Below are 17734 nucleotides of genomic sequence, written 5' to 3'. Positions count from 1 at the left end.
GCGGCATAGAGAGTTACATTATCAATGTCGCTGGCTTATAGCTCATCGGGTTTAGTGTTACGTACTTTTTTGCGATACCAGATTTTATGGTGTTTAAACGCCCACCCCGGTGTCACAGTGCCGCGGGTCATGGCGCGCACCGAGCCTTTTACCCAAATGCCCGCATAAATGTGCACGATAATAGCGCACATTAATACCAAGGCTAATAGAGCATGCAGCATCGACGCCCAGCGTGTTACTTCCACTGGAAAGCTAAAGTATGCCCGCCACATTAAAACGCCGGTGGCCAGTAAACCCAGCATCAGCACAATCAGCGACCAAAATAACAGCTTTTGTCCGCCATTATATTTTCCTACCTCTGGGACGCCTTGTTCTTGATGAGAGATAACTTTAGGGGTGGCCTTTAACCATGCCCAGTCCCGAGAGTACATGCGATTAGCACTCCACAGATGCCGTGCAAAGTTAAAGAAGCTAACAAACATCACTACCCCAATAAAGGGATGTAAGATGCGGGTCCAAGTGCCGCCACCCAATAAGTTACTTAGCCAAAATAGTGAGGGGTGAAATAGAGCTAACCCCGACACCGCCAGCAACACAAAGCTCAGCGCAATTAACCAGTGATTTAAACGCTGGTTAGCCGTGTAGCGCACAATTTCTCTATTTAAGCCCATGTCTTTCCTCCTCAGCCCTAACACGAGCCTGCTCATCAAGTGCTTGCTCTTGATCGGCTAACTCTTGAGCGGCGAGCTCATCTGCCAAAGACACTTCAGAGGGGCGGTTGCGAATATAATGTGCGGCGCCCACTAAGGCAGTCAGTACCATGGCGGCCACGCCAATGGGCTTAGCTGGACCTTTCCAAAGCGACACTATGGCGCTGATCTTTGGCGCCTTTGGCAAGCCACTGTAAAGCTGTGGCTTATCCGCATGGTGTAGGACATACATAACATGGGTGCCACCCACGCCTTCTGGATCGTATAAGCCGGCATTATCATAGCCCCGTGATTTAAGGTCGCTAATGCGCGCCTCGGCATGGGTATGCATGTCGTCTTTAGAGCCAAAAGAGATGGCGCCGGTGGGGCAAATTTTCACACAAGCCGGCTCTTGACCTACCTCCACTCGGTCAACGCATAAGTTACACTTATAAGCCTTCTTATCAGTTTTAGAGATCCGTGGCACATCAAAGGGGCAGCCGGTTACGCAATAGCCACAGCCTATGCAGTGCTCTTGGTTAAAGTCCACAATGCCGTTGGCATGCTGCACTATGGCCCCTGGAGAGGGGCAGGCTGTTAAACAGCCTGGGTCTTCACAGTGCATGCAGCCATCTTTGCGGATCAGCCATTCTAGATCGCCATCGTCTTTCTCATATTCCGAAAAACGCATCACAGTCCAGCTGTTTTCAGTCATATCTGCTGGATTGTCATACACACCTACGTTATGACCAATATCATCACGCAGATCATTCCACTCCATGCACGCCACTTGGCAGGCTTTGCAGCCTATGCATTGCGAGACATCAATGAGTTTAGCAACGCCCCCGCCTTGCACGGGGGACTGACGAGCACTAGGAGTGGGGGTGGTCGTTGCTGAACGACGCTTAATATCCATATCTTGTGCAGCCATAATCGACTCCTAAACCTTTTCAACGTTGACCAGGAAAGACTTAAACTCAGGGGTTTGTGAGTTTGCATCTCCCACCGAGGGCGTGAGGGTATTGGCCAAGAAGCCCGGTTTAGTAAGGCCAACAAATCCCCAATGAATGGGAATACCGATATGGTGGATACGTTTACCGTCTACATCCATGCCGCGGATCCGTTTTGTCACCACCGCTTTTGCTTTTATATAGCCGCGGTTTGAGGAAACCTTTACTAAATCACCCTCGGTGATCCCAAGCTCCCCGGCTAATTCGGCGCCAATTTCCACAAACTGCTGCGGCTGAATAATGCTGTTTAACAGCACATTCTTACTCCAATAGTGGAAGTGCTCAGTTAAGCGGTAGGTGGTGCCTACGTAAGGAAACTCGCTCACTTTGCCAAGCTCCGCGCGATCGTCACTAAACATCCTTGCCGCTGGATTATTGGTGGCTCTGGCGTTCTCCTTAAACAGGGGGTTATAGCCCAGTGGCGTTTCAAAGGGTTCGTAGTGAGTAGGGAAGGGACCCTCGGCCATTTTATCGCGGGCAAAAAAGCGTGCCACACCTTCAGGGTTCATAATAAATGGTCCCATGCCATCCGCTGGCTGCTCAGTGACTTTAAAGTCGGGCACATCGGCACCGGTCCACTTAGCGCCGTCCCAGTGCACTAAAGAGCGAGTGGGATCAAAAGGCTGGCCATTCACATCACAAGAGGCGCGGTTATAGAGCACGCGTCGATTCGCCGGCCAAGCCCAAGCCCAATTTAGTGTTTGGCCAATACCGGTGGGGTCGCTGCTATCGCGGCGCGCCATCATATTGCCTTGTTCTGTCCAAGAGCCGGTGTAGATCCAGCAACCACTTAAGGTAGAGCCATCATCTCTTAGCTCGCTAAAGCTCGACAATTGCTCACCGGCTTTACGCACCACCTTGCCCTCACTATCGAGCAAGTCGGTTAAGGCGCGACCATTCAGCTCTTTTGCCAATTCTTCAGCAGTGGGCTCATTAGGATTAGCATAAGGCCAAGATAGCTCAGTAATCGGCTCAGAAAAGGTGCCGCCTTCTTCTTGATAAAGCTTGCGAATATGCTGGTACAGCGTAGCCATAATTTCGATATCGGTCTGCGCTTCCCCTGGTGGCTCGGTCGCTTTCCAGTGCCATTGTAGCCAGCGACCTGAGTTCACAAGTGTACCGGCTTCCTCGGCAAAGCAAGAAGTCGGCAAACGGAACACTTCGGTTTGAATATCCGCTGTGCTTACATCATTAGACTCGCCCATATTACGCCAAAACTCAGAGGTTTCAGTCACTAACGGATCCATGATCACCATGAACTTAAGTTGCGATAGCGACTTGATCATTTTGGCTTTATTAGGCGCCGCTGCCAGTGGGTTAAAGCCCTGACAGATATACCCGTTCATCTTGCCTTGGTTCATTAGCTCATAGACTTGCAGCATGTCATAAGGCTTATCGAGTTTAGGCAGAAGATCGAAGGCATAGTTATTGCTTTCTTGGGCATGATCGCCCCACCACGCTTTAGCTAAACTAATATGAAACTTTTTATAGTTTTGCCAATAGCTCATCTGGTTATCACGCAAGGGTTTTTGAGTGCGCTTAGTGATGTAGCCATCAAAGTCTTGCTCGGCTTCGTTCGGTAGTGTCATATAGCCGGGTAACAGATTGGTCATTAAGCCTAAGTCCGTTAACCCTTGAATATTAGAGTGCCCGCGCAGCGCATTCATGCCGCCACCAGCAATGCCAATATTACCTAATAACAGCTGCATCATGGCGCCGGTGCGAATAATCTGCGAGCCAATCGAGTGCTGCGTCCACCCTAAGGCATAAAGAATAGTCCCTGCTCTATCTGGGGTATGAGTGGAGGCAAGCAATTTACAAATTTGATTAAATTTAGCGATCGGCGTACCGCACACTCGGTTGACCATCTCGGGCGTATAACGTTGATAATGTTGCTTTAACAGCTGATACACAGAGCGTGGATGCTGCAAGGTGGGATCGGCGATCACTTCACCGTTTTCATCCAGTTGATAATCCCAGCTGGATTTTTCGTATTTACTGGTCGCATCGTTATAGCCGGAGAAAATGCCTTCTTCGAAGTCAAAATCCTCATCGACTAAAAACGACAAATCCGTGTAGTTTTTGACGTATTCATGCTGTATCTGGTTGGTATCAAGCAGATACTTGATCACGCCACCTAAGAAGACGATGTCGGTACCGGTGCGGATTGGCGCATACACGTCCGCCACCGAGGCAGAGCGGTTAAAGCGCGGATCGACCACGATTAAGGTGGCATTGTTATGTGCCTTAGCTTCGGTTACCCATTTAAAGCCACAAGGATGGGCTTCGGCGGCATTCCCGCCCATGATCAGAACAACGTCAGCATTTTTAATATCGACCCAATGATTTGTCATCGCGCCACGGCCAAATGTTGGGGCAAGACCTGCCACCGTAGGACCGTGTCAAACGCGTGCTTGGTTGTCGAAAGCTAACATGCCCATGGGGCGAACGACTTTATGGGTGATATAACCTACTTCATTACTACTGGCCGAGGCGGCGAGCATACCGGTGGTGACCCAGCGGTTAACGGTATTTCCCTCAGGCGTTTTTTCAATAAAGTTGGCATCACGATCATCTTTCATTAAGCGCGCGATACGCTGATAGGCTTCTTCCCACGACATACGCTGCCAAGTATCTGAGCCGGGCGCGCGATATTCAGGAAAAGTGAGTCGGTTGGGACTGTGAATAAAGTCCACTAAGCCTGCGCCTTTAGGGCATAAGGTGCCACGGTTTACTGGGTGGTCGTGGTCGCCTTCAATGTGCATGACACTGGGTTTTGCGTTTTTGGCGCCATCGCCCATGCTATAAACCAAGATGCCACAGGCCACAGAACAATAGGGGCAGGTGCTGCGAGTTTCGGTAGCGCGCAGTAATTTATATTGGCGCGCCGCTGCTACGGCGGGAGTCGGAGTCATGCCAAGCACCGCCATACTGGAGGTGGCTAGCGTGGCACCGGTTATCTTAAAAAAATCGCGCCGGCTAATATTGCTCATGACGCTCTCCTTGTCACACAGAGTTTGGGGTAGGGCAATACACCCTAATTATTAGTATTTTGCTTTGTTTTTAACGAGCATATTAGGTATTTGAACTGCCTAATAGGGATGTCATCACGCTCACCGTCAGGCTAGCTTAGTCAATGAGGCTTAGCTATTAGACCTTAGTAAGCTTATGGAAATTTGAGTGCTAGCTCTAATTTTCTTAAGTCGGACTTGAAGTTTAGACCGGTTTTTGGGAGTCGAGCGTGAGCAAACTGGCATTGCCGCCAATCGCGGTCGTGTTATTAGTAATGGTCTTTTCAATAATAAAACGCGTTAAATAATGAGGGCCTCCCGCTTTGGGCCCCGTGCCAGACAAACCTTGACCGCCAAAGGGTTGTACGCCGACCATGGCGCCGATTTGGTCACGATTAATATAGACATTACCCACAGTCGCTCGCTGAGCAATATGGTGAGCTAGGGTTTGATTACGACTGTGAATGCCCAGCGTTAAGCCATAGCCACTGTCATTAATATCATCGATCACCTGCTCTAATTGCTCGGCTTGATAGATAATCACATGTAAAACAGGACCAAAGTGCTCTTGGCTGAGCTCTTTAATACTATTAATTAACATGGCTATGGGAGCAAAGTAATGGCCTTGGCTTGCATTGGCTGGCAAGGGCGTGCGAGCGATCACCTGTTTATCCTGTAAGCGCACAAGATGGTCACTAAGGCGAGCGTGGGCATCAGGGTCGATTAGCGGGCCAACATCGGTTGCCAATAACGCCGGATCGCCGACGCTGAGCTCAGCCATGGCACCGCTCAATAAGGTGAGTATCCGTTCGCTAATATCACTTTGTAAGTAGAGTACGCGCAGCGCCGAACAGCGCTGGCCGGCACTTTGAAAAGCACTGCGTAACACATCTTGTACTACCTGCTCTGGTAGAGCGCTTGAGTCCACTATCATGGCATTTTGGCCGCCAGTTTCTGCGATTAACGGAATAATGGCGCCGTGGTGATGGGCGAGGGTGCGATGAATATGTTGGGCTGTGGCATGAGAGCCAGTAAAACATACCCCGCCAATGCGAGGGTCGCTCACTAGTGCTTGGCCAAGTTCGCTACCTCCCAGTAGCAATTGTAATACTGCTTTGGGTACCCCTGCTTGATGAGCGAGCTGGGTGGCAAGATGGGCAATTAAACACGTCTGTGGAGCCGGTTTAGCAATCACGGTATTACCGGTTACTAATGCAGCACTCACTTGCCCGATAAAAATCGCTAAGGGGAAATTCCACGGGCTAATACAAATAAATACGCCGCGCCCTTGAGCGTACAACACATTACTTTCTCCGGTGTAACCCGCCAGCGTGTGTGGTGCAAGTAAGGTGTTAGCTTGTTGGGCATAATAACGACAAAAGTCTACCGCTTCGCGTACTTCATCTATGCCATCTTGTAATAACTTACCTGCCTCGCGCGTACACAGCGAAATAAACTCCTCTTGATGGCTTTCTAATAAATCCGCTAAGCGCACTAAGATACTCGCACGTGCCGCCACCGCTTGTGCCCGCCATTCATTTAACGCGGTTAACGATTGGGTAATAGCGAAGGTGGCCTCTTTAGCTTGGGCAAAGGTGCGCCGACCCACAGAGTGTTGAGTATTGTGGGGGCTAAGGACGGGCTGAGTCAGCCCTGAATCGCTACAGGGCGCTGTAAAGTTAGCCAGCAGCGAGCAAGCTTGCCACTGCTTATCAGCCAAAGCGGCGAGCGCTGTTAACAACGGCGCTCGCTGGCTGGCAATATTAAGATTAAGTCCGGCTGAATTGATGCGATTGTTAAAAATAGCGGGTGGTAATGGGATATGGGCGTTAGCCAACGTGGCCTGTTTAGCTAAGTGCGCGAGTGGGTGTTGCGCTAACTCGGCTAGCTGCGTCTTAGGATCTGCTAATTGGTGTACAAAAGAAGAATTAGCCCCGTTTTCAAGTAAGCGGCGCACTAAGTAAGGTAAGAGCTCGCGATGTGCGCCTACGGGGGCATAAATTCGACACCTTAGATGGGGCAGTTTTTTTAATAAAATATCGTAAAGTGCCTCGCCCATGCCATGCAGACGCTGAAATTCAAAATGATGATAGTTTGCTTGTTGCGCCATGTCGTGAATAGCCAGTACCGTATGCGCATTATGAGTAGCGAACTGTGGATAAAGGGCGTGCTGACAAGTCTCACTTAATAAAAAACGCGCACAAACTAAGTAACTAATATCGGTCGCCGCTTTGCGAGTAAAAACGCTATAGCCTGCAAGACCCGCTTGTTGGCTGAGTTTAATTTCGCTATCCCAATAGGCGCCTTTAACTAAGCGCAGCGGTATTTCATCTCCTTGTGCACGCGCTAACGCCGCTAACCATGCCAAAGTAGCTAACGCCCGTTTAGAATAAGCTTGCACTACCAAACCAAACCCACCCCAGCCTTGTAATGCGCGGGTATGATAAAGCTGGGCAAATAAGTCTAGCGTTAACTCTAGGCGATCCATTTCTTCGGCATCTATGGTGACTTGCACTTGGTGGGCTTTGGCATGTTTGAGTAGTGCCAGCAGGCTGTCATAAAGCTCATCCAGTATTCGGCTACGATTAGCTTCTTGAAACCGCGGATGCAGCGCCGATAATTTAATGGATAAACTGGCTTTACCCGCTTTAGACTCAATAAATTTCGCCTCGCCGATGGCGGTGATGGCGTTAAAGTAGGCTTGATAATAGAGGGCGGCATCCGCGGCGCTCATGGCCGCTTCTCCGAGCATGTCATAAGAATGGCTATAACCGCGGCGGCGATCGTCTGTGCTTTTGTTAAGGGCTTCTTCTATGGTGCGCCCTAATACAAATTGTTGCCCCATCATTTTCATGGCCGTTAATAAACTGGCTCGTACTAGCGGCTTGCCTAAGCGTGCCAGCAAGCGTTGCCAGGTGCTAACTTGATGGAGTGATAACAACTCAGTAGCGCGCGCCAACCCTGAGTTTGCCGCCTTTAGCCACCGGCTATTATTGTGCAACGCGGGAGAGGTCCAGTCGCCAGTTGCTAATTTATCTTTAATTAAGGCATCTTGACTGGCGCTATCTGGAATGCGCAGCAATGCCTCGGCTAGCGACATTAAGATAATGCCCTCTTGGGTACTGAGATTATATTGGTGCAAAAATGCCGCTATGCCATTTTGCTGGCGAGTATCTTGGCGCACCTGTGTAACTAAGTCTTGGGTGCGAATGCAAAGCTCAGCGCCCTCGGGGGGAGTGTAGTCAATAAGCTCACTCAGATAGGCGGCTTCATCCACACAATAATGGGGGCTAATGTCAGCGCGCCACTCTTGAGCCGAGCGGGTAGCGGCGCTGGGGCCAAATACCGAGGCAACCCTAAACATATTCCCTCCTTAAGGCACTTAGGCCGGCTAGTACGCTTGCGGCAAAACAGTTAAGTAAAAGGTATCGGATTATTAGGCAATTAGCTTAATGATGGCGTGATTTTGCGATCTCAGTGCACGTAAAATAAAAAAGCCCCAAAAAGGGGCTTAAAGATAGCGTGAGTAAAAAGACAGCACGATTAATTCATCCAGCGGCCTTGGTTGCGGCTTTTACGTCGCCACGGGATCAGCGGCAATAAAAAGCCCACTAAGGCACCAATACCTGCCACTATACCGCCATTTAATAACCAATCTAGGCGCATTTGATGCTCTTTATCGTCCATCAAACTGCTTAAGCGCTGATTTTCTTGTTGTAGCTGATCATGCTCGATACGCAACTCACCTAATTCAGACTGTAACTCGGTGAGCTCTTGTTCTTGCTGTTGTAAACGATTGGTTTTATCGAGCACGTCTTGTTCATGACGCTCATCTACCGAGGCTAACTGTTCTTTGGTTTTTTTAAGCTCACTTTCTAACTTAGGAAACTTAGAGCGAAAGCTTTCTTCGCTTTGAACAAATTCACCCTCGACCCAGCCAGTGCGCCCATCGGCGTCACGAATATGAATATATTTAGTTTGCGGGTCTCGCGCCAGCTGAGTGACGGTTTCGCCTGCATTAATGGTACCCAAAATACGAAATTTATTACTGGGGCCTGCGTGCATATAGGCGTACACATTATCGGAGATATAGCGGTCTGCTGCCTGAGCCGTGCCTAGCCAAGCTAAGCTGCACAGCAGTGTGGCAATAAGTTTCGATTTCACCTGATGTTCCTTCACTCTCTTTGATAAGTTAATGGTAATGGCTGAGCAAGAAGAGGACAAGAAGAAGGGGGCAAGATAGCCCCCTTCTAATAATTGATAAGCACCTACTTTTTTGCCGCTTAACTAAAAGACCATTGGATAATATAGAAGAAAATAATGGCCAAAATGGCACCTGCAGGCAGCGTCACCACCCAAGAAACCACGATATTACGCAACACATTCAAGTTTAGCGCCGCAATACCCCGAGCCAAGCCCACTCCCATTACCGCACCCACTAAGGTCTGGGTAGTAGAGATGGGTAAGCCGGTACCCGATGCGATCACCACTGTCGCAGCCGTGGCTAATTGCGCCGCAAAGCCACGGCTTGGAGTAAGGTGAGTAATACCGGTACCCACGGTAGCCATCACTTTATGCCCTAATGATGCTAAGCCAATCACGATACCCACACCGCCCAAAGGTAGAATCCACCAAGCGATGCTCGACTCAGCGGCAATTTCACCCGAGCTTTGTACTATGGCGACCACCGCAGATAAGGGGCCAATGGCATTAGCCACATCGTTAGAGCCATGAGCGAAGGCCATGGCACAAGCCGTGACCACCATGAGAATGCCAAACACCTTTTCTACGTTGGTGTATTGCATCGACTTATCATCTGCGCTGTCGTATTGCTTGCGCTTGATGTAAACACCCGCCAACAGGGAAGACAGTAAGGATAAAGCGGCGGAGAGCAGTAAGCTTTCTTGGTCGCTCATCTCTAAGCCAACGTGTTTTAGGCCTTTTTTCAAGGTCACTAAACAAATCACCATCACCGTCATAAAGATATAAGCGGGGACGTATTTCTTAGCGGCGGCGAGCGGCTTATCAGCGTTAAAAATAAGACGCTGAACACTAATAAAAATAAAGTAGGCCAACAGGCCGGAAATGGCGGGAGTGATCACCCACGAGCCCACAATCCCGCTCACTTTGCTCCAATGAACGGCACTTGAACCTAAAGACACTAAGGCAAAGCCAATAATGGCGCCAATAATGGTGTGCGTAGTAGACACTGGCCAGCCAAAAAATGAGGCCACTAATAACCAAGTGCCAGAGGCTAACAGTGAAGCAATCATACCAAACACTAATAGGTCGGGATGATCAGCGTAAGCCGCAGAGTCAATAATGCCATTTTTAATGGTGGAGGTAACTTCACCGCCCGCTAAGTAAGCGCCGGCAAATTCAAAAATCATGGCGATAATAATCGCCTGCTTGATGGTCAGTGAGCGAGTGCCTACTGAGGTGCCCATGGCATTAGCCACATCGTTAGCACCTATGCCCCAAGCCATAAAGAAGCCAAAGGCCGCTGCTATTAAAATTAGCAGAGTGCCGTAGTTAGCAAGGATATCCATTGTTGTACCTTATTATGTCGCTCAGGAACGAGACAGCATTAGCTCTAAACGGGCACCTACCCGCTCAGCTTGATCTGCTAGCTCGCCGACCCACTCAATGATTTTGTATAAAAACATGATATCGATGGGGTTATAGCCGTCTTCAATAAGATGCAGCTGACGACGCAGCTTGGCTTGCATAACATCGGTATCATCTTCTATACGATCAAGTTGGTTGATCATATCTGAGACCAAATCCATTTCACGACCTTTAAAGCCGGTTTCTAATAGCTCGTCGAGTTCATCAATAGCTTTGGCTGCCTGTGCCGTGGCATCTATGCTGCGGCTGAGGTAAACCATAAAGGCAGATTGGAGTGGCAGCGGAATAGCCATCTGTCGCCCCACAATGCGGCCTGAGATGTCTTTCGCTTTATTGGCAATTTTATCTTGCTGAGTGAGTAACTCCAGCATGTCGGTTCTTGCCACTGGCATAAAGAGCCCGCGCGGTAGCTTAAGACGGATTTCTCGTTTCAAGGCGTCGGCTTCTCGTTCTAACTGAGAAATTCGCCGCTGAACAAGCTCCGCTTGCTGCCAATCACGTTCCCACATGGCATCAAAAAAAGGAATTAACTGCTGAGCAGCTTCATGTACTTTCGCTACATGCTTTTGCAAAGGCTTAATAGGAGACTTAGCAAAAAGCCCCAAAATAGTATTTACTGGCATGGCCAACCCTGTGTCGGTGAAAAAACACTCGATACAATAAAGTGGCGCGAATGGTAACTTAACTATAAAGGCAAGAAAACAGCCTTTTTAATAAAACTCTTGATTTTGTCTCTTGTTATTTATTTTTCACATGCTAAATCAGACAGTTGGAAATGTAGAAAGCGCCTATGAATACTGAAATAGAGCTAAAATTTCTGGTCTCAGCGAAGCGAATGGCGCTTTTGGCTGAACAATTGATGCAGTTTGAGGTTTGCCAGCACGATCACACCTTTTTGAGTAATACCTATTTCGATACGCCTAATCTTGACTTAAGTGCCTTAAAAGCAGGCTTGCGTATTCGAGAGCAAAACGGCCAGCTAGAGCAAACACTTAAATTTGCCGGCCACCAAGTAGGCGGCTTACACCAAAGGCCTGAGTATAATCTTGCCCTCGCTACGCCTTGGCCTGAACTCGGTGCCTTTGCTCGTACTGTTTGGCCGCCCGATGTGAAGCCTGCGCTTATTCAAGCTCAGTTAGCTCCGCTCTTTAGTACTGACTTTATGCGCCAACGCTGGCTAATTAACTATCATCATACTCAAATTGAGCTAGCACTCGATGTGGGAGAGGTGAAGGCGGCCAACGCCGAGCCCCAGCCCATCCAAGAGCTGGAGCTGGAGTTAGTGAGTGGCGACGTGGCTCAGGTATTTGCCTTAGCTAAGCAGTTAGCCACCTTGGATGGGTTGCGCTTAAGTGATGTATCTAAAGCCCAGCGCGGTTATCGACTCGCTAAATTAGCGCCGCCGCTCTTACCCAACACTTACCCGCTAGCAGCCATACCTGATACCCGTGAGGAATTGCTAAAATCGCTTAACCAAGCCATTAAACATTGGCAATATCATGAGCAAGGTTGGCAGGAAAATGCATTAGACAGTCCAGACTCAGCGTGGCTTAACCAGTGGCGGCTGGCTGTGCAGTGGGTACACCAGGCTCTGGTTGCTTTGCAACACAGCGCCTTCTTAGATGAGCTTTTATGGCTACAAAATAAGCTAGCTAAGGCACAAGCACTAACGGCCTTGAGTGAGAGCGCCCGTTATGCGCACTTAATGCTAGCGCTAAGCGAGTACTTATATAATCAAACCGCAGTAGGCTAAGAGCTAGGGCTGTTATTGAATATGATTAAGCGTTAAGGATATTTTCATGCTAGCAATGCCACGCTTGTTGCAACAGCAAGGCGAACACCACTGGTCGCGTTTTTTAGAGCGTGCGCCTGATATCGCCGCTACCTTATCTTCACAGCGGGTAGCGCAACTAAAGCAGCTCTTCGCTTGCAGCGACTTTGCGGCGCACACTTTGTGTCAGCAACCCATATTGGCGCAGCAATTTGATGAACATCATGATCTGGAAAATGCTCAGCGAGCCGCCACTTTTGCGCCTTTATTAGCCGACTTACTAGATAACGTCGATAATGAGCCTCAGCTGCTGCGTATCTTACGGCAATTTCGCCATCAGCAACTGCTATTAATTGCTTGGCGTGAAATGCTGCTCGGTGCGAGCGTTGAAGAAAGCTTTGAACATATTTCGGCCTTAGCGGACGCGCTGATCTTGGCTGCGTATCGCTGGTATTATAAAAAACTCTGTGCCGAGATTGGCACACCGACTGACAGCCAAGGTAGAGCGGTGCCCTTGTTAATTGTTGGCATGGGCAAACTGGGTGGGCGTGAGTTAAATTTTTCCTCTGATATCGACCTTATCTTTACCTTTCCTCATAACGGCGTAACTCAAGGCGGGCGCCGCGAGCTCGCCAATCAGCAGTTTTTTATTCGCTTAGGTCAAAAGCTGGTTAATGCCTTGCACCAAACCACGGTAGATGGCCAAGTGTATCGCGTGGATATGCGCCTGCGCCCCTTTGGTGATTCAGGCCCCTTGGCGGTGAGCTTTAATGCCATGGAGGAATACTACCAAAATCATGGCCGCACCTGGGAGCGCTACGCCATGGTTAAGGCGCGTATTATAAATGGGGAGGGCCAATATAGTGATCAGTTACGCGCCATGCTTAGACCCTTTGTCTTTCGTCGTTATATCGACTTTGGCGTAATTGATTCTTTGCGCCAAATGAAAGCCATGATTGCCGCTGAGGTTCGTCGCAAAGGGCTGCAAGATAATATTAAATTAGGTGGCGGTGGCATTCGTGAAATTGAATTTATTACCCAAGTCTTTCAACTGATCCGAGGCGGGCGGGAGCCCTCATTACAAGTGCGCCACCTCCCCAGTGCATTGGCGGCCATTACTCAGCTTGGTGATTTATCCATAGCGGATGCCGAGCAACTTCATCAAAGTTATCGTTTTTTACGTCGCGTAGAAAATTTTTTACAGGCCTTTGATGATCAACAAACCCAAACCTTACCTCAAGAGGAGCGCGATCAAACGCGCTTAACGTGGTTGCTCGGCTACGACCGTTGGGAAGACTGCTATCAGGCTATTCAAGCCACCATGCACCAAGTGCATCGCCAGTTTAAAGGCTTGATTGGTGATAACGCTGAAGCAGAAGAAGAGGACGCGGCGCAAATTTGGTTTGATATTTGGCAAACCGAGCTCAGTGCGGCTGAGCTTTGCCCGTTATTAGAAGCACAAGGATTAAGCGCGCTTAAGGCGCAAAACTTAGCAAACGAATTATTAAGTTTTAAAGCGGAATATCCAAGGCGCGCCATGGGCCCACAAGGGCGCCAAGCCCTTGATAAACTGATGCCGGTGTTACTAGAGAAAATTCATCACAGTGCTACGCCGAATCGACTGTTTGCGCGGGTGCAGCATATTTTATTACATATAGTGACGCGCTCTGCTTATTTACAACTATTAGTAGAAAATGCCGGTGCCTTAAAACAACTATTACGTCTTTGTGAAGCCAGCTCCTTGGTCGCTGAACAATTGGCGCGTTTTCCTATTCTTTTAGACGAGCTGTTGTTACCCCAAACGCTCTATGAGCCAATTCCATTAGCAAGCTATCAAAGTGAATTGCGCCAGTTTTTATTACGGGTGCCAGAAGAAGACGTAGAGCAACAAATGGAGGCGCTGCGCCAATTTAAGCAAATTCAATTGCTGCGCATTGCCGCCGCTGATATCGCCGGTACCTTACCTTTAATGCAAGTTAGCGATCACTTAACGTGGTTAGCCGAAGCCATAGTAGAAGAAGTTGTGAATCAAGCATGGTTGCAAATTAGCGCCCGCCACGGTGTGCCCACCTGCTTGGCGCATAGTACAGAGCGCGGCTTTGGCGTGGTGGCCTACGGTAAGCTAGGCGGGATAGAGCTGGCATATAGCTCAGATCTAGATTTAGTCTTTGTGCAGCAATCAGGTATTGAAGGCCAAACCAATGGTGCTAAACCGGTAGATGTGCGCCAGTTTTATTTGCGCTTAGCGCAGCGCATTATTCATTTATTTAATACTCGCACCGCCAGTGGCGTCTTGTATGAGCTAGATATGCGACTGCGCCCCAGTGGCGAGTCGGGTTTAATGGTTATCCCCCTCGATGCCTATCAGCAGTATTTACAACATCAAGCTTGGGTGTGGGAGCAGCAAGCCTTAGTACGCAGTCGCTTTATTGTGGGTGATGCGGCATTAAAACAAGACTTTATTAATATTCGCCAACAAATACTGAGTCAGCCGCGCGACTGTACCTCACTTACCCAAGAGGTGCTGAAGATGCGCGAGCGAATGCGAGCACATTTAATAAAAGGCCAAGCGGGCGAATTTGATTTAAAGCAATCACCCGGTGGCTTAGTGGATATTGAGTTTTTAACGCAATACTTAGTGTTGGCTTGGGCTCATCAATATACTCAAGCGCTTACGCGCTGGTCGGACAATATCCGTATTTTAGACGCTGCGGTGGCGGTCGACTTGTTAGGTGAACAAGAGGCCGAGCGTCTTAAAAGCGCGTATTGTGCTATTCGCAACCGCGGGCACCGTTTAAGTTTATTGGATGAGCCAAGTCGAGTGCCCGATAGCGAGTTGCTGACACAAAGAGAGTGGGTGATCGCCAGTTGGCAAAAATGGCTCAAGACACAGCCGTAAGCGCAAGCTTTAAGCCGTACGTTAAATAAAAATCGCATGATCGCCATGAGTACGCTGTCATCCTGATGGCAATCAGGATCTTATTTGGAATTATCTATCATACGTACAAGATGCTGAATCAAGTTCAGCAGGACAGTGTTACATAGAACGTACAGTTTTATGTGACGGACAGCGTATCACGGCTTTTAATAGCGATACGCTACGCCCTCGGGCGTGGTTTTAAAGCGTCGGTGCAACCACATATATTGCTCTGGCGCTAAGCGAATAGCCGCTTCAATGACTTGATTGCTTGCCATGGCATCTTGTCTATCATCACCAATCGGAAAGTTGGCCATAGGTGCTTGAATTAATAGGCGATAGCCATTTGCTTCACGAACAGTAAAGCAAGGCAAGGTCACGGTTTTTTTAACGCGAGCCAAGGTGGCAGTACCGGTAATAGTGGCGGCCTGCTCTACGGCAAAAAAGGGCACGAAAACGCTGGCATGACTACCATAATCATGGTCTGGTGCGTACCAAAGCGCATCGCCTTGGCGCAATGCCTTAAGCATGCCTTTAATATTGAGCCGATCCACTAAGTATTTATTAGAGCGACAGCGGCCACTCACTTGGGCATATTCTAATACCGCATTGGTATTAGGCCGATACACCCCAACGCCTGGGCGATAGAGACCAAATTGGCGAGCGTTAAGCTCCAGCGTTAAAAAGTGTGCCGACAATAACAGCATGCCTTGACCTTGGTTAACGGCCGCATCCACATGCTCGGTGCCTTCCATGCGAGTGAGTGCTCGCATTCGCCAATCGGGCCAAAACCAGGCCATACCAGTTTCAAATACTGCACAGCCCACGCTTTCAAAGTTAGCAATCAGTAGGCGCTCGCGTTCAGCTTGGTCAAGCTCGGGTAAAGCCAAGGCTAAATTTCGCTGAGCAATCTTTACCCGCGAGCCTAATACTCGCATCGATAGGCGACCTAAACCTCTGCCTATAGCCATTTGCGCGCGCCAAGGCAAAAAAGTGACTAATAGCCATAACAGACTTAAGCCTAACCAATTAGCCAGATAACGAGGATGAAGTAGCGCTAAGGAAAAGGACGCTTGGAAAGCAGGTTGCAAAGCCATAAACAGTGATCGCCGTGAACAGTGAATGTAGGAATTCTAATTAACTTCGACACCAAAGACCACTAATACACCCGCTAGCGGCTAGGCGGGGCGCTATGTTTTAAGAGGGTTTATGATAAGATTTCCCCTTTCCTGTGCAAAAGAGTCAGACCATGAAAATCAAGTTACCGGAATTCGATCATGCCAAGGTGCTAGTTGTTGGCGATGTGATGCTAGACCGCTACTGGTCTGGCCCTACTCAACGTATTTCTCCAGAAGCACCTGTGCCTATCGTAAAAGTTGAGCATAACGAGGAGCGCCCAGGGGGAGCGGCGAACGTGGCGCTTAATATCGCGGCCCTTGGCGCAAATGCGCGTCTACTAGGGTTAACCGGTAACGATGAAGCCGCTCGCGCGCTACATGAGAAAATGCACGGTGTCGGCGTGGAATGTGATTTTGTACGCTTAAATAGCCACCCTACTATTACTAAGTTGCGGGTAATGAGCCGTAATCAGCAATTATTGCGCTTAGACTTTGAAGACAGCTTTGGGCCTGATGACGCCGCGCCGCTAACTGAAAAAACGCGCAGCGCCTTGACTCAGGCGGGGGTGCTTATTTTATCAGACTACGCCAAAGGTGCTCTCACACAAGTCCAAGCACTTATCCAAGAAGCTAATCGCGCTGGAGTGCCGGTATTAGTGGATCCTAAAGGATCCGACTTTGAAAAATATCGCGGCGCTACTTTGCTTACTCCTAATATGAGCGAATTTGAAGCTGTGGTGGGCAAGGTGCAAGATGAACAAGACTTAGTGCGCCGTGGTCGCGAATTAATGAAAAAGTTCGGCTTTAAAGCACTGCTTGTCACCCGCTCAGAGCATGGCATGACGTTAATTCATGCCGACGAGCACGAGTTACACTTGCCCGCCCAAGCTCATGAGGTGTTTGATGTAACAGGGGCGGGCGATACCGTCATTGCTACGCTGGCCACCGCACTGGCCGCAGGGCTGCATTTAGATGAAGCCTGTGCCTTAGCCAACGTGGCTGCCAGTATCGTGGTGGGCAAGCTTGGCACCTCTACGGTATCGGCGATTGAATTGGCTAATGTGCTATATGGCACGCCTGAGTCGGGCATGGGGGTGGTTACCGAGGTGCAATTAAAGCAAGTAATGGAAGCTGCACGCCGCCGCGGTGAAAAAATAGTAATGACCAATGGCTGCTTTGATATTTTGCATGCCGGCCACGTATCTTACTTAAACCATGCTCGCCAACTAGGCGATCGCTTAGTGGTGGCAGTGAATACCGATGCCTCAGTGCGCGCGCTTAAAGGCGAGGGTCGTCCTGTGAATACCGTAGATAGACGCATGGCGGTATTAGCCGGTTTAGGCGCAGTAGACTGGGTAGTGCCCTTTGCTGAAGATACCCCACAGCGCTTAATTAGCGAAACCTTGCCCGATGTATTAGTAAAAGGCGGTGATTATAAACCCGAAGAGATTGCCGGCTTTGAGGAAGTGACTGCGAATGGCGGAGAAGTTAAAGTACTGAACTTTGAAGAAGGCTGCTCCACCACCGCCATTATTCAAGCGATCCGTACTCGAGGTTAACAGAGTTTCTAATACCGCTAAAGAAGGAAAC

The 17734-nt window shown here is 49.1% G+C and carries 11 protein-coding genes; 3 read left to right on the top strand and 8 right to left on the bottom strand.

Features of this window, described 5'->3' with window-relative positions; translation table 11 throughout:
• Positions 1-35: 35 nt before the first annotated feature.
• The 7 genes from CBP12_RS08350 to CBP12_RS08315 all read right to left on the bottom strand — a co-directional run bounded on the left by CBP12_RS08350 (position 36) and on the right by CBP12_RS08315 (position 10961).
• Positions 36-671: a formate dehydrogenase subunit gamma gene (locus CBP12_RS08350; protein WP_086964023.1), complete on the bottom strand. Its 636-nt coding sequence runs from the start codon at positions 669-671 to the stop codon at positions 36-38.
• Positions 658-1620, bottom strand: a complete 963-nt coding sequence (gene fdxH / locus CBP12_RS08345; RefSeq protein ID WP_086964022.1) for a formate dehydrogenase subunit beta — start codon at positions 1618-1620, stop codon at positions 658-660. Before fdxH ends, CBP12_RS08350 begins: the two co-directional genes overlap by 14 nt.
• Positions 1621-1629: 9 nt before the next feature.
• On the bottom strand, positions 1630-4692 hold the full coding sequence (gene fdnG / locus CBP12_RS08340) for a formate dehydrogenase-N subunit alpha (protein ID WP_157420083.1): 3063 nt from the start codon (positions 4690-4692) through the stop codon (positions 1630-1632).
• 223 nt (positions 4693-4915) lie between these two features.
• Positions 4916-8074, bottom strand: a complete 3159-nt coding sequence (putA, locus tag CBP12_RS08330) for a bifunctional proline dehydrogenase/L-glutamate gamma-semialdehyde dehydrogenase PutA (protein ID WP_086964019.1) — start codon at positions 8072-8074, stop codon at positions 4916-4918.
• Positions 8075-8253: 179 nt separating this feature from the next.
• The gene (locus CBP12_RS08325) at positions 8254-8874 is read right to left on the bottom strand and encodes a TIGR04211 family SH3 domain-containing protein (protein ID WP_086964018.1); all 621 of its coding nucleotides are present in this window, start codon (positions 8872-8874) and stop codon (positions 8254-8256) included.
• A gap of 119 nt (positions 8875-8993) precedes the next feature.
• Positions 8994-10259: an inorganic phosphate transporter gene (locus CBP12_RS08320; RefSeq protein ID WP_086964017.1), complete on the bottom strand. Its 1266-nt coding sequence runs from the start codon at positions 10257-10259 to the stop codon at positions 8994-8996.
• Between the two features lie 21 nt (positions 10260-10280).
• Entirely contained in the window at positions 10281-10961 is a 681-nt protein-coding gene (locus tag CBP12_RS08315; RefSeq protein WP_086964016.1) for a TIGR00153 family protein, read from the bottom strand.
• A gap of 167 nt (positions 10962-11128) precedes the next feature.
• On the opposite strand from CBP12_RS08315, the gene CBP12_RS08310 reads away from it, so the two are divergent.
• Both CBP12_RS08310 and glnE read left to right on the top strand, forming a co-directional pair.
• Positions 11129-12091, top strand: coding sequence for a CYTH domain-containing protein (locus CBP12_RS08310; RefSeq protein WP_086964015.1), 963 nt, complete (start codon positions 11129-11131; stop codon positions 12089-12091).
• A 46-nt stretch (positions 12092-12137) separates the two neighbouring features.
• Positions 12138-15008: a bifunctional [glutamate--ammonia ligase]-adenylyl-L-tyrosine phosphorylase/[glutamate--ammonia-ligase] adenylyltransferase gene (gene glnE / locus CBP12_RS08305; protein ID WP_086964014.1), complete on the top strand. Its 2871-nt coding sequence runs from the start codon at positions 12138-12140 to the stop codon at positions 15006-15008.
• A 185-nt stretch (positions 15009-15193) separates the two neighbouring features.
• On the opposite strand, the gene lpxL is transcribed toward glnE, so the two are convergent.
• Entirely contained in the window at positions 15194-16123 is a 930-nt protein-coding gene (lpxL, locus tag CBP12_RS08300; protein ID WP_086964013.1) for an LpxL/LpxP family Kdo(2)-lipid IV(A) lauroyl/palmitoleoyl acyltransferase, read from the bottom strand.
• A gap of 152 nt (positions 16124-16275) precedes the next feature.
• Between lpxL and hldE the strand changes: the two genes are divergently transcribed.
• A complete protein-coding gene (gene hldE, locus CBP12_RS08295; RefSeq protein WP_086964012.1) occupies positions 16276-17703 on the top strand; it encodes a bifunctional D-glycero-beta-D-manno-heptose-7-phosphate kinase/D-glycero-beta-D-manno-heptose 1-phosphate adenylyltransferase HldE in 1428 nt (475 codons plus the stop codon).
• The last annotated feature ends 31 nt before the right edge of the window (positions 17704-17734 follow it).

This window comes from Oceanisphaera avium (assembly GCF_002157875.1).
Taxonomy (GTDB): domain Bacteria; phylum Pseudomonadota; class Gammaproteobacteria; order Enterobacterales; family Aeromonadaceae; genus Oceanimonas; species Oceanimonas avium.
The sequence above is the reverse complement of the archived record's forward strand: the minus strand, read 5'-3'. Positions and strand labels throughout refer to the sequence as shown.

What these genes read in the sequence shown, in the direction of transcription:
- lpxL (WP_086964013.1), bottom strand. Translation starts at nt 16,123, where the DNA reads ATGGCTTTGCAACCTGCTTTCCAAGCGTCCTTTTCCTTAGCGCTACTT.
- hldE (WP_086964012.1), top strand. Translation starts at nt 16,276, where the DNA reads ATGAAAATCAAGTTACCGGAATTCGATCATGCCAAGGTGCTAGTTGTT.
- fdxH (WP_086964022.1), bottom strand. Translation starts at nt 1,620, where the DNA reads ATGGCTGCACAAGATATGGATATTAAGCGTCGTTCAGCAACGACCACC.
- CBP12_RS08315 (WP_086964016.1), bottom strand. Translation starts at nt 10,961, where the DNA reads ATGCCAGTAAATACTATTTTGGGGCTTTTTGCTAAGTCTCCTATTAAG.
- CBP12_RS08310 (WP_086964015.1), top strand. Translation starts at nt 11,129, where the DNA reads ATGAATACTGAAATAGAGCTAAAATTTCTGGTCTCAGCGAAGCGAATG.
- putA (WP_086964019.1), bottom strand. Translation starts at nt 8,074, where the DNA reads ATGTTTAGGGTTGCCTCGGTATTTGGCCCCAGCGCCGCTACCCGCTCG.
- CBP12_RS08320 (WP_086964017.1), bottom strand. Translation starts at nt 10,259, where the DNA reads ATGGATATCCTTGCTAACTACGGCACTCTGCTAATTTTAATAGCAGCG.
- CBP12_RS08350 (WP_086964023.1), bottom strand. Translation starts at nt 671, where the DNA reads ATGGGCTTAAATAGAGAAATTGTGCGCTACACGGCTAACCAGCGTTTA.
- glnE (WP_086964014.1), top strand. Translation starts at nt 12,138, where the DNA reads ATGCTAGCAATGCCACGCTTGTTGCAACAGCAAGGCGAACACCACTGG.